Origin of the sequence: Xanthomonas maliensis (genome assembly GCF_009192945.1) — a bacterium.
Classification (GTDB): domain Bacteria; phylum Pseudomonadota; class Gammaproteobacteria; order Xanthomonadales; family Xanthomonadaceae; genus Xanthomonas; species Xanthomonas maliensis.
Genome location: NZ_NSET01000082.1, coordinates 1 through 14,900, shown reverse-complemented (window position 1 = coordinate 14,900; position 14,900 = coordinate 1). Strand labels below are relative to the sequence as shown.

2 protein-coding genes are annotated in these 14,900 nt (G+C 66.1%); both read left to right on the top strand.

Annotated elements, in window-relative coordinates; translation table 11 throughout:
• The first annotated feature begins 35 nt into the window (after window positions 1-35).
• A complete protein-coding gene (locus CKY51_RS20790; protein ID WP_211904937.1) occupies window positions 36-11,486 on the top strand; it encodes a non-ribosomal peptide synthetase in 11,451 nt (3,816 codons plus the stop codon).
• Between the two features lie 5 nt (window positions 11,487-11,491).
• The coding region (locus CKY51_RS20785; RefSeq protein WP_152249850.1) for a non-ribosomal peptide synthetase at window positions 11,492-14,900 on the top strand (3,409 nt) is incomplete at its 3' end.

The following is a 14,900-nucleotide window of genomic DNA, read 5'->3' as shown; positions in this document are numbered from 1 at the left end:
ACGTCGCATTCGACGACGCGCGCTGCCTGCCGACGTTGTTCGAGCAACAGGTCGGGCGGGCGCCGCACGCGATCGCGCTGATCGACGGCGACAAGGCCCTGTCCTATGCCGAGCTCGACACCCGTGCCAACCAGCTGGCCCATCACCTGATCGCCCACGGTATCGGCCCGGAAGACCCTGTCGCGCTGCTCCTGCAGCGTGGCAGCGACCTGGTGGTCGCGCTTCTCGCCGTGCTCAAGGCGGGCGCCGCGTATCTGCCGCTGGATCCGGCCTATCCGCCGGAGCGGTTGGCCTTCATGCTCGACGATGCGCAGCCGCGCCTGTTGCTGGCCCATCACGACTTGGCAGCTGCGCTGCCAATCGACTCCGGCATCGCCACGGTGCTGCTGGATGCCGATGCTGATACGTGGTCACAACAATCGACTCACGCACCACAGCGCAACGACCTGCTGCCGCACCACCCGGCCTACATCATCTACACCTCCGGCTCCACCGGCACTCCCAAGGGCGTGGTGGTGGCCCATGCCCAGGTCGTGCGCCTGCTGCATGCCACGCGTGCCCAGGTCGCACCGAGCGCGGACGATGTCTGGACCCTGTTCCACTCCTGTGCATTCGACTTCTCGGTCTGGGAACTGTGGGGCGCACTGGCCCACGGTGGCCGTCTGGTCATCGTGCCGCAGCACATTGCACGCGATCCAGCGGCGTTTTATGCGTTGCTGTGCGAGCAGCGCGTCAGTGTCCTCAATCAGACTCCGAGCGCCTTCCAAGCCTTGTGCGATGCGCAGCGCGACAGCACGCAGCAACACGTGCTGCGCTTGGTGATCTTCGGTGGCGAAGCCTTGTCGCCGGCTAGCGTGGCACCTTGGTTCGCCCAGCACGGCCAGCGCACCACGCTGCTCAATATGTACGGCATCACCGAAACCACGGTCCATGTAACCGCGCATGTGGTGACCGAAGAGGATGTCGCGCGTACCGACCGCAGCCCGATCGGCGCACCGCTACCGGATCTGCGCGCCTACGTGCTCGGAACCGATGGCCAGTGCCTGCCGATCGGGGTGCCCGGCGAACTGCATGTGGCCGGTGCCGGCCTGGCGCGCGGCTATCTGGGGCGCCCAGGCCTCACCGCCGAGCGCTTTATCCCCGACCCATTCGCTCAGCAGCCCGGTCAACGCATGTACACGACCGGCGACCTGGCCCGCTGGCGTGCCGATGGCACGTTGGATTACCTGGGTCGCAACGACGATCAGGTCAAGATCCGCGGCTTTCGCATCGAGCTGGGCGAGATCGCCGCCGCCTTGCGGGGCTGCGACGGCGTGCGCGAGGCGGTGGTCGTGTCTCGCAACGATGCCGGCAACACCAGCCTGGTCGCTTATGTCGTTGGCGAGGCAGCTGCCATCGTGCCGGACATGCTGCGCCGCCAGCTGGCCGTGCGCCTGCCCGAGTACATGCTGCCCGCCGCCTATGTACTGCTCGACGCTGTGCCGCTCACGGCCAACGGCAAGCTGGATCGCCGCGCGTTGCCGGTACCGGATGCCAGTGCGCTCGCCGTGCAAGCCTACGAAGCGCCGCAAGGCGAGGACGAAGTCCTGCTGGCGGCGCTGTGGAGCGAACTGCTCGGCGTCGATCAGATCGGTCGCCACGACAACTTCTTTGCGCTGGGCGGCCACTCGTTGATGGCGGTGCAACTGCTGACCCGCCTGCGCACACGGCAGGGGCTTGAACTGCCCTTGGCCACGTTATTCGCCCACCCACGCTTGACTGATTTTGCGCTGCAGTTAGCGAACGCTCCGCGCACGACCCTGCCGGCGCTGGTGGCGCAAACACGTCCCGACGCCGTGCCGCTGTCGTTCGCGCAGCAGCGCCTGTGGTTTCTCGCTCAGCTCGATCCACAGGCTGACCTGGCCTACGTGATGCCAGGCGGCATAGATCTGCATGGCAGGCTCGACCTGCCTGCGCTGCAACAGGCGTTGGACCGCGTCGTGGCACGCCATGAGGCACTGCGCACACGTTTTGTCGCCCACGACGACGGCGCCACCCAGGTCATCGCGCCGCCCGAGGTTGGCTTCGCGCTGGAGTGCATCGACCTGCGCAATGTCGCCGATGCGCACGTCCAAGCGGAGCGCTACGCCGAACTGGAAACACACACCGCTTTCGACCTCACCCATGGACCGCTGATCCGCGGCCGCCTGCTGCGCCTGGCGGAAGATGAGCATCGTCTGCTCGTCACCATGCACCACATCGTCGCCGACGGCTGGTCCATCGGCATCCTGTTTCACGAGCTCAGCACACTCTACGCCGCCTTCGCCCAGGGCCAGCCCGATCCGCTGCCGCCGCTACCTATCCAGTACGCCGACTACACCCTATGGCAGCGTCGCTGGATCGACGCGCCGCTGTTGCAGCGTCAGCGTGCGTTCTGGGTTGAGCAGCTGCGCCAGGCTCCAGCGCTGCTGGAACTGCCCATCGACCGGCCGCGCCCTGCCCTTCAGGACTACAGCGGCGACAGCGTGGATATCGCACTCAGTGCCGAGCTGACATCGGCGCTGGTGGCACTCAGCCAGCGTCACGGCACCACCGTGTTCATGACCGTGCTGGCGGCCTGGGGCGTGCTGCTGGCGCGTCTGTCTGGCCAGGAGCAGGTCGTCATCGGCACACCCGTGGCCAACCGCACGAGCAGCGAGCTGGAGGCGCTGATCGGCTTCTTCGTCAACACCCAGGCGCTGCGGGTGGACCTGGGTACCGCCCCCACGGTCACCGAACTGCTGGCCCAGGTGCGCGCCACCACGCTGGCCGCCCAGGACCATCAAGACCTGCCTTTCGAGCACGTCATCGAAGCGCTCAACCCTGCGCGCCGCCTCAGCCAGCATCCGGTCTTCCAGGTGATGCTGACCTGGCAAAACAACGCCGCAACCGAGCTGAGCCTGCCAGGCATCGGCCTGCAGCCCATCCAGACCGGCACGCGCGAGGCCAAATTCGACCTGCACCTCACCCTGCAAACGCAGCACGAGCGCATCGTTGGCCAGCTCGCCTACGCCACCGCGCTGTTCGAACGCAGCAGCATCGAGCGCCATCTGGCTCAGTTTGTGCTGCTGCTGCGCGGCATGGTCGCCGACGACAACGCCTGCGTCGTCCAGTTGCCGCTGTTGCCCCCCTCCGAACGTGCGCAGTTGCAGGCGTTCAACGCCACCGACGCCGCTCTCGATGGCAGCGGCTATCTGCACCGTGCCATCCAGGCGCAGGCGCAACGCACGCCGCAGGCCATTGCCCTGGTCGAAGATGGGGTCGAACTGCGCTACGCCGCGCTGGAGGCACGTGCCAATCAGCTTGCGCATCATCTGATCACGCTTGGTGTGGCACCGGAACACTGCGTGGCGGTGTGCCTGCCACGCGGTATCGATCTGGTCGTCGCGCTGCTGGCCGTGCTCAAGGCCGGCGCCGCCTATCTGCCGCTGGAAACCGATGTGCCGCCCGCGCGGTTGGAGGGCATGCTCGCCGATGCGCAGCCGGCTGTGCTGCTTGCCCATCGCGATACCGCTGCCGTGGTGGCGCAACGCGAGGACCTGCACACCGTGCTGCTGGATGCCGACCAGGCTGGGTGGAAGACCGCGCCCACGCACGCCCCCAGCGTGTCGGCCTTGCAGCCGCAACATCCGGCCTACGTCATCTACACCTCCGGCTCCACCGGCAGGCCCAAGGGCGTGGTCAACACCCACGCCGGCATCGACAACCGCCTGCAGTGGATGCAGCAAGCGCTGCAGTTGCAACCCGGACAGCGCGTGCTGCAGAAGACCCCGGTCGGCTTCGATGTATCGGTCTGGGAGCTGTTCTGGCCGCTGCGCGTGGGCGCCCGTCTGGTGCTGGCACAGCCGGGCGGCCACAAGGACCCGGCGTATCTGATCGACCTGATCGAACAGGGCAGCATCGACACCGTGCACTTCGTGCCCTCGATGCTGCGGGTGTTCCTGGATGCCTTGCCACCAGGCGCATGCACCAGTCTGCAACGCATCGTGTGCAGCGGCGAAGCCCTGCCTGCGGATCTGGCGGCAGAGGCACGGGCGCGTTTGCCGCACGCACGCCTCTACAACCTGTACGGCCCGACCGAAGCGGCGGTGGATGTCAGCGTCTGGGAAAGCACCGATGCGGATGCGCACAGCGTGCCGATCGGTCGACCGATCGCCAACACCCACCTGCATGTGCTCGATGCGCAGTGCGCACTCGCCCCCATCGGTGTCAGCGGCGAATTGCACATCGCCGGCGTGCAGCTGGCGCGCGGCTATCTGGGCCGCCCGGACCTGACCGCCGAACGCTTCGTGCCCGACCCGTCTGCCGAGCAGCCCGGCCAGCGCATGTATCGCACTGGCGATCTGGCGCGCTGGCGTGCCGATGGCGCATTGGACTATCTCGGCCGCAACGACGCGCAGGTCAAACTGCGCGGTGTGCGCATCGAACTCGGCGAGATTGCGGCTGCGCTGCGTACCTGCAACGGCGTGCAGGACGCGGCCGTGCTGCTGCGCGAAGACAGCCCGTGCCAGCCACGCCTGGTCGCCTACGTTGTCGGTGAGGCCGAGTCTCTGGCGGCCGACACGTTGCGCACCCAGCTGACCGCGTGTCTGCCCGAGTACATGCTGCCCGCGGCCTATGTGCGGCTCGACGCGCTACCGCTCACTGCCAACGGCAAGCTGGATCGCCGCGCGTTGCCGGCGCCCGATGCCAGTGCGCTCGTCGTGCAGGCCTATGAAGCGCCGCAAGGCGAGCGCGAAGTCCTGATGGCCGCGCTGTGGAGCGAATTGCTCGGCCTTGAACAGATCGGTCGCAACGACAGCTTCTTTGCCCTCGGCGGGCACTCGCTGCTGGGCGTACGCCTGATGTCGCGGATCCGCAGCGAACTGGGTGTGGAACTGCCCCTGGCTGCACTGTTTGCCCAGCCACGCCTGGCCGATCTGGCACACGCCTTGGACGGCGCGAGCGCAAGCCGCTTGCCGGTGATCGTGCCGGCAGAGCGTCCGGACCCACTGCCGCTGTCGTTCGCCCAGCAGCGCCTGTGGTTCCTGGCGCAACTCGATGCGCAGGCCGAGCTGGCCTACGTGATGCCTGGCGCTGTGGACTTGCACGGCGAACTGGACCTGCCTGTGCTGCGCCAGGCGCTGGATCGCATCGTCGCACGCCATGAAGCACTGCGCACTCACTTTGTCGCCCACGCCGACGGCGCCACCCAAGTCATCGCGCCACCCGAGGTCGGCTTCGCGCTGGAGTGCGTCGACCTGCGCAATGTCGCCAATGCGCACGTCCAAGCGCAGCGCTACGCCGAACTGGAAGCACAGACGGCGTTCGACCTCACCCATGGACCGCTGATCCGCGGCCGCCTGCTGCGCCTGGCCGATGAGGAGCATCGTCTGCTCGTCACCATGCACCACATCGCCGCCGACGGCTGGTCCATCGGCATCCTGTTTCACGAGCTCGGCGTGCTCTACAGCGCTGTCGTCCAGGCCCAGCCCGATCCGCTGCCGCCGCTGCCCATCCAGTACGCCGACTACACCGTGTGGCAGCGCCGCTGTCTGCAAGGCCCGGTGCTGCAGCGTCAGCTCGACTTCTGGCGCCATCAGCTGCACGACGCGCCCGCCCTGCTACACCTGCCTACCGACCGGCCACGGCCGGCCCTGCAGGATTACCGCGGCGACAGCGTGGATGTCGTCCTGGATGCCGAACTCACTGCCGCGCTGCGCACGCTCGGCCAGCGCCACGGCAGCACCATCTTCATGACGCTGCTGGCCGCCTGGGGCGCACTGCTGGCGCGCCTGTCTGGGCAGGACCAGGTGGTCATCGGCACCCCGGTCGCCAACCGCACCCGCAGCGAGCTCGAACCACTGATCGGCTGCTTCGTCAACACCCAGGCGCTGCCGATCGACCTGCATGGCAGCCCGTCGGTTGTCGAGCTGCTGGCCCAGGTGCGTGCCACCGCGCTGGCCGCCCAGGACCATCAAGACCTGCCTTTCGAGCATGTCATCGAAGCGCTCAGCCCTGCGCGCAGCCTCAGCCATCATCCGGTCTTCCAGGCGATGCTGACCTGGCAAAACAACACCGATGTCGCCCTGCAGATGCACGGCCTGCAGATTCGCGCGTCGGAGCAGCACGCGGGCAACGCCAAGTTCGATCTTGAACTCATCCTGCAAACGCAGCACGAGTGCATCGTCGGCCAGCTCACCTATGCCACCGCGCTGTTCGAACGCAGCAGCATCGAGCGCCATCTTGCTCAGTTTGTGCTGCTGCTGCGCGGCATGGTCGCCGACGACAACGCCTGCGTCGTCCGGTTGCCGCTGCTGCCGCCCTCCGAACGTGCGCAGTTGCAGGCGTTCAACGCCACCGACGCCGCTCCCGATGGCAGCGGCTATCTGCACCGTGCCATCCAGGCGCAGGCGCAACGCACGCCGCAGGCCATTGCCCTGGTCGAAGATGGGGTCGAACTGCGCTACGCCGCGCTGGAGGCACATGCCAATCAGCTTGCGCATCATCTGATCACGCTTGGCGTGGCACCGGAACACTGCGTGGCGGTGTGCCTGCCACGCGGTATCGATCTGGTCGTCGCGCTGCTGGCCGTGCTCAAGGCCGGCGCCGCCTATCTGCCGCTGGAAACCGATGTGCCGCCCGCGCGGTTGGAGGGCATGCTCGCCGATGCGCAGCCGGCTGTGCTGCTTGCCCATCGCGATACCGCTGCCGTGGTGGCGCAACGCGAGGGCTTGCACACCGTGCTGCTGGATGCCGAGCAGGCCGGGTGGAAGACCGCGCCCACGCACGCCCCCAGCGTGTCGGCCTTGCAGCCGCAACATCCGGCCTACGTCATCTACACCTCCGGCTCCACCGGCAGGCCCAAGGGCGTGGTCAATACCCACGCCGGCATCGACAACCGCCTGCAGTGGATGCAGCAAGCGCTGCAGTTGCAACCCGAACAGCGCGTGTTGCAGAAGACCCCGGTCGGCTTCGACGTATCGGTCTGGGAGCTGTTCTGGCCGCTGCGCGTGGGCGCCCGTCTGGTGCTGGCACAGCCGGGCGGCCACAAGGACCCGGCGTATCTGATCGACCTGATCGAACAGGCCAGCATCGACACCGCGCACTTCGTGCCCTCGATGCTGCGGGTGTTCCTGGATGCCCTGCCACAAGGCGCATGCACCAGTCTGCAACGCATCGTGTGCAGCGGCGAAGCCCTGCCTGCGGATCTGGCGGCAGAGGCACGGGCGCGTTTGCCGCACGCACGCCTCTACAACCTGTACGGCCCGACCGAAGCGGCGGTGGATGTCAGCGTCTGGGAATGCACCGATGCGGACGCACACAGCGTGCCGATCGGTCGACCGATCGCCAACACCCAGCTGCATGTGCTCGATGCGCAGTGCGCACTCGCCCCCATCGGTGTCAGCGGCGAATTGCACATCGCCGGCGTGCAGCTGGCGCGCGGCTATCTGGGTCGCCCGGACCTGACGGCCGAACGCTTCGTGCCCGACCCGTCTGCCGAGCAGCCCGGCCAGCGCATGTATCGCACTGGCGATCTGGCGCGCTGGCGTGCCGATGGCGCATTGGACTATCTCGGCCGCAACGATGATCAGCTCAAGATCCGCGGCTTGCGCATTGAGCTGGGCGAAATCGAAGCCGCCCTGCGGGCCTGCGCGGGCGTACGTGAGGCGGTGGTGTCGGCACGTGAGGACGCTCCTGGCGACAAGCGCCTGGTTGCGTATCTGGTCAGCGATCTGCCCAACGATGCGGCGCCCGTTGGCGACACCGGCGCGCTCAGCGCTGAACACGTGCGCCGCGAACTGGCCACCTCCCTGCCCGATTACATGCTGCCTGCAGCGTATGTGCGGCTCGACGCCATGCCGCTCACGGCCAACGGCAAAATCAACCGGCGCGCCCTGCCCGCGCCGGATCAAGCCGCGTTGAGCCGCGAAGCATACGTCGCGCCGCAGGGCCCGCTCGAACAGACCCTGGCTGAGGTATGGAGCGATCTGCTCGGCATCGAACAGATCAGCCGCCACGATAGCTTCTTCGCGCTGGGTGGCCACTCGCTGATGGCGATCAAGATGATCGAGCGCTTGCGCGTGCTCGGCTGGCAGTTGGACGTGCGTACCCTGTTCGGCAACCCCACCTTGATCGGTCTAACTGAAACCCTCAAAGCCGCCTCGACGGTGTCGGTACCGCCCAACCTGATCGGCCCCGACTGCACGCGCATCACCCCGGACCGGTTGCCGCTGATCCAGCTCACCCAAGCCGAGATCGACGCGGTCGTGGCCACCGTCCACGGCGGCGCAGCAAACGTCAAAGATATCTACCCGCTGACCTCGTTACAGGAAGGTCTGTTGTTCCATCACCTGGCCGATCCGCTCGCCGACCCCTATCTCAATGCATCGCTGATCATCTTCCCTTCGCGCAGCAAGCGCGATGCCTTCATCGGCGCGCTCGAACAAGTCATCGCACGCCACGACATCCTGCGCACCGGCTTCGCCTGGGAAGGCCTGGACAGCCCGGTCCAAGTGGTCTGGCGCCAAGCTGCACTCAGCCGACGTCGACACGTCCTCGAAGGGCCGGACCCAGGCTCCCGGCTGCTGGCCTGGATGCATTCCCCTGACGCGGCGCCCAGCCTGCAGCACGCCCCGCTGATGCACGCCCACCTGGCCGACGACCCTGCCGCCGGGCGCTGGCTGCTGGGCCTGCAATACCACCATTTGGTCGTGGACCGCATCACCTTGGAATTGCTGATCGAGGAGGTGAAGGCACATATGACCGGACAACAGCATCACCTGCCCACTCCGCTGCCATTCCGCGACTTCATCGCCAATGCGCACGCTGGCGCTTCCGCGCAGCAGCACAAGGTCTTCTTCACCGAGATGCTTGCCGGGATCCAAGCACCGACCGCACCGTTTGGGATGTTTGCGCCGGTGCACGATCAGGCCAGCTTCCATGAGGCGCACCAGCCGTTGCCCGCAACGCTGGCCCGGTCACTACGCCACCAGGCACGTCGCTGCGGCGTCAGTGCGTCCAGCCTTTTCCATCTGGCCTATGCACTCGTGCTGGCCCGCAGCAGCGGCCAGCAAGACGTGGTGTTTGCCACCATGCTGTTGGGACGCATGCACGCCAGTATCGGCGTCGACCGCGTGCTGGGCATGTTCCTCAATGCCTTGCCGATCCGCCTGGGCGGTGATCATCAGACGGTGCTGCAAGCCGTGCGCCACACCCAGCTATGCATGGCCCGCCTGCTGGATCACGAACATGCGGCGCTCACGCTGGCCCAGCGCTGTAGCGGTTTGGATCCGGCGGTGCCACTGCTTTCGGCCTTGCTCAACTACCGCCATCTCAGCGGCAGCCGCGTCCTGGCCGAAGACGTTCTGTCACTGGATGACGCCCTGCACGATGTGCAGGAAATCCAAGGCCAGGAGCGTACCCACTATCCGTTGGCGGTGTCGGTCAACGATCACACCCAGAACGGCGGCTTTTCGCTGGATGTACAGTGCGTCAGACAGATCAGCGTCGAACGCGTGACGGAGATGCTGCTGCAGGCGGTGTACGCCGTGGTGCATGCACTCGAGCATGCACCCGACAGCCCCCTGCACAGCTTGGAACTGCTACCCGAACGACAGCGCACGCAGTTGCTGCAACAGTTCAACCAAAGCAGCACCCCTTGGCCCAGCAGCGCGTTGCTACAGCCGTTGTTCGACGCGCAATGCCGGCAGACGCCTGATGCACCGGCCTTGTCCGATGCGCACTTGCAGTTGTCCTACGCCCAGCTCGATGTGCGCGCCAATCGTCTGGCTCATCGTTTGATTTTCGCCGGGGTGCGGCCTGAAACCCGCGTGGCCCTCTATCTTGAACGCGGAGCCGAGCGCTTGGTCGCTCTTCTCGCCGTGCTCAAGGCGGGCGGCGCCTATGTTCCGCTTGATCCGGATCACCCCATCGAGCGTCTGGCCTTCATGCTGGCCGATGCGCGCCCGCGCGTCATCCTCACTGACAGCCTGCTTCAGGAGCGATTGCCGGCCAGCCGCGCCATGCAGCAGACCACCATCATCGTGCTCGATGCGCCGGTCCCGGCACCCAACCCAGCGCACGACCATGCCCCGGTCTTGACTGGACTACGTCCAGATCATCTGGCCTATGTGATCTACACCTCTGGCTCTACCGGCAAGCCCAAGGGCGTCATGGTCAGCCACCGCGGCCTGGTCAACCTGGCGCAGGCGCAGATCGCCGCCTTCGAGGTCAAGCCGGACAGCCGCGTGTTGCAAATGGCCAACATCGGATTTGACGCCTGTTTGTCCGAGGTGCTGATGGCCTGGCTTGCAGGCGCCCGCCTGCACGTACCGCCAACCGAGGCATTGGCCGGTGAGCCACTGCTGGAGGTCATGCATCAGCACCGCATCACCCACCTCACCGTGACCCCGGCGGTGCTCGGCTCGCTACCCGGGCAGGCCTACTGCCCCAGCCTGCAGACCCTGGTGCTGGCCGGCGAAGCCGCCGAGGCCGACCTCGTCCAGCGCTGGCAAGCCCATACCCGCGTCATCAACGCCTACGGACCGACCGAAGCCAGCGTCTGCGCCAGCCTTCATCTGGATGGCGCCCGTCCTGGTGAACGCATGCCTATCGGCCGACCCATGGCCAACGTCAGCCTGTATGTGCTCGACACACGCGGCCGCCCGGTGCCGATCGGCGTGAGCGGTGAATTGCATATCGCCGGCCGGGCCCTGGCGCGCGGCTATCTGGGTCGCCCGGACCTGACCGCCGAACGCTTCGTGCCCGATCCGTTCGCCGATCAGCCCGGCCAGCGCATGTACAAGACTGGCGACCTGGCCAGTTGGCGTGCCGACGGCAGTCTGGATTACCTGGGCCGCAACGACCATCAGGTCAAGCTGCGCGGCATGCGTCTGGAACTGGGCGAAATCGAGGCCTGCTTGCGCCGCTGTGCCGGCGTCCGCCAGGCCGTTGTCCTCGCCCGAGAGGATATTCCGGGCGACAAACGCTTGGTCGCCTATGTGGTCGCCGATGCGCTCGACCAAGCGCCGGACAACGCAACGCTGCATGCCCACGTCGCCGCGCAGCTGCCCGACTACATGTGCCCGAGCGCCTATGTAAGCCTGGATACGCTACCGCTGACACCCAACGGCAAGCTCGATCACCGCGCCCTGCCGCCACCGGATGCCAATGCACTTGCTGGACCAGCCTACGTTGCGCCAGAAGGCCAGCTCGAAGTGCTGCTCGCCGCGTTGTGGAGCGAGGTGCTGGGCATCGAGCACATCGGGCGCCATGACAGCTTCTTCGCCTTGGGCGGCCACTCGTTGCTAGCGGTGCGTTTGTCAGCAGCCATCCGCAGGGCGTTGCACTGCGATGTACCGATCCAAGGGCTGTTCGCACACCCCACGCTACAGCAGATGTCACACCTGATCTTGACGATACGTCTTGCGCAACTGCAGGCCTCCGAGGCCGCGAACGTTCTCTCCGAAGCCAAATTGGAACGCTAAGCCCTATGTCTTCTACTCCCAAGCTACCGCAGGATGTTTCGTCGCTCACCACAGAGGAGGCGAATCGACTCTGGGACTTGTTGACCAAGGCGGCACCTGCGGCTAATGCGGAGGAGACGATCCAGCCACGCGCAGACGACCAAGCGCCGCCGCTGTCCTTTGCCCAGCAGCGGCTATGGTTCCTCGCCCAGCTCGACGCCCAGGCCGACCTGGCCTATCTGTTGCCCCACGCCCTGCGCCTGCGCGGTCGGCTGGATCGCGACGCGCTGCGCCAGTCATTGAACCGCATCGTCGCCCGTCACGAGACCTTGCGGACGCGCATCGCGTTAGACCAGGGCGAGCCAGTCCAGCGCATCGATGCCGCGGACATTGGCTTCCCGCTGCAAGAGCATGATCTGAGCGCCTATCCTGATCCCGAAGCTCAGGCCAAGCATCTGGCTGAGCTGGAAACAACCACGGCCTTCGATCTGGCCCACGACACACTGGCACGTGGCCAGCTGCTACGCCTGGGCGATGACGATCATGTGCTGCTCATCACGCTGCACCATCTGGTCTCCGATGGCTGGTCGATGGGCCTGCTCGTGCATGAACTGACAACGCTCTATGCCGCATTCGCGCAGGGCCAGCCCGATCCGCTGCCGCCGCTGCAATTGCAATATGCCGACATCGCGGTATGGCAGCGCCGCCGGATCACCGGCCAGGTGCTGCAACGCCAGCGCGACTTTTGGCTGGAGCACCTGAAAGATGCACCTGCCCTGCTGGAGCTTCCCACCGACCGGCCCCGGCCGCCAGTGCAGAACTACCACGGCGACACCTTCGACATCATCCTCGAGCCCGAGCTGACCGCCGCCCTGCGTGCCTTGAGCCAGCGCCACGGCACGACGCTGTTCATGACCATGCTGGCCGCCTGGGGCGTGCTGCTGGCGCGCCTGTCAGGCCAGGATCAAGTGGTCATCGGCACCCCGGTGGCCAACCGTACCCGCAGCGAACTGGAACCGCTGATCGGCTTTTTCGTCAACACCCAAGCGCTCTGCATTGACCTGCGCAACAACCCGAGCGTCGCGCAACTGATGGCCCAGGTTCGCGGTACCGCTCTGGCGGCTCAGGACCATCAGGACCTGCCGTTCGAGCAAGTCATCGAAGCGCTGCGTCCGGAACGCAACCTCTCCTATCCCCCGGTGTTTCAGGTCATCTTCGCCTGGCAGAGTACGCCCAGCAGCGAACTGGTATTGCCAGGCCTGCACCTGAGTCCGATGGACAGCGCCACACGCGACGCCAAGTTCGACATCGACCTGTCGCTGCGCGAAGACGACGATCGCATTGTGGGCAGCATCAGCTATGCCACGGCGCTGTTTGAGCGTTCGACGCTGGAGCGCTGGATGCATCATTGGCGTCATCTGTTACACGAGATGGTGGCCGAGGATGCCGAAGATCGTGCCGTGGATCGTCTGCCCCTGCTGAGCGCCGCCGAGCGCGACCACGTGGTGATGCAGTGGAATGCGACGGCGACGGACTATCCACGCGATGCGAGTGTGCACGCGCTATTCGAGGCTCAGGTGGCGCGTGATCCGTCGGCCATCGCGGTGGTGCATGGTGATGTCGCGCTGAGCTATGGCGAATTGAATACGCGTGCCAACCGACTGGCGCATCACTTGCGCGGGTTGGGTGTGCGGCCCGATGACCGCGTGGCCATCTGCCTGGAGCGCAGCGCCGAGATGGTGGTGGCCTTGGTTGCGGTGCTGAAGGCGGGCGGCGCGTATGTGCCGCTCGATCCAACGTATCCGGCAGAACGGTTGACCTTGTTGCTGACCGATTGCAGTGCCGTGGCGGTGTTGACCGTGATGGATACCCTCCTGCCAGAGGCACTTGAGGTGTTACGGGTCAACCTCGACGATACAGCGTTGAACGCGGCGCCATCCGATAATCCGCCGTCGCTCTCGCATGGTGGCACGAGCGCGTATGTCATCTACACGTCGGGTTCGACAGGCCTGCCGAAGGGTGTCGAGATCCCGCATCGGGGAATCAGTCGGCTGGTCTTGAACAACGGCTATCTGCCGTTCGATCCAAGCGACCGTATCGCGTTTGCGGCCAATCCGAGTTTCGATGCGACCACCATGGAAGTGTGGGGCGCGCTGCTCAATGGTGCGCGCATGGTCGTGATCGACGCCGACGTGTTGCTGAACCCGCAACGGTTTGCAGAGACGATCGAACGCGAAGGCATCAGCGTCCTGTTCCTGGTGACCGCCCTGTTCCGTCAATACGCCGATCGCATGAAAGCCGGCTTCGGGCGCCTGCGCTATCTACTGATGGGTGGCGAGGTGATCGATCCCAGCGTGGTCGCCAGGCTGCTCGATGGCGGCGGCCCGCAACATTTTGTGCATTGCTACGGTCCGACGGAAACGACGACGTTCGCCACCACCTACGAGGTCGCGGCGGTAGAGGATGATGTAAGACGCCTTCCGATTGGCCGTCCGATCGCCAACACCCAGATCTACATCCTCGATGCATACGGCGCGCCGGTGCCTATCGGCGTGGCAGGCGAACTGTATATCGGTGGCGATGGCGTGGGCCGGGGGTATTTGAACCGAGACGCGCTGACGGCCGAGCGTTTCCTCGATGACCCGTTCTCTGGCACGCACGGTGCGCGGATGTACCGTAGCGGCGATCGGGGGCGCTGGCTGTCCGACGGCACGATCGAGTTCGTCGAGCGCAACGATCACCAGGTGAAGATTCGCGGCTTCCGCATCGAGCTGGGCGAGATCGAGGCACGCCTTGGCGCGCATCCGGACGTGCGCGAGTGCGTTGTGGTGGCGTTGGAGGATGCCGCCGGCAGCGGCAAGCGGCTGGTCGCGTATTGGGTCGGTGCCGAGGGCGCCGCGGGCGACCCCTTGGACGCGGAAACGTTCCGCGCTTGGCTATCGACCACGCTGCCCGAGTACATGGTGCCCGCCGCTTACGTGGCGCTGGATCGCCTGCCACTGACCCCCAACGGCAAGCTCGATCGCAAGGCGTTACCGGCGCCGGACAGTGCCGCCTATACGGCAACGGCGTACGAAGCGCCGCAGGGCGCCATCGAAGAGGCCATCGCTGCGATCTGGTGCGACCTGCTGGGTCTGGACTTGATCGGTCGGCACGACAACTTCTTCACCCTTGGTGGGCATTCGCTGCTGGCGGTGACGCTGACCGAGCGCATGCGCCAGCAAGGCTTGCAGGCCGACCTGCGCACCCTGTTCGCCACGCCGACGCTGGCCGCACTGGCAGCGGCCATCGGCAGCGTGACGGTGCGCGTGCCGCCCAACGGCATTACACCTGACAGCACGACGATCACGCCACAGATGCTCCCCTTGGTGGCACTGACGCAAGCACAGATCGGCGCCATCGTGGCGATGACCCCGGGCGGCGTGGCCACGATCC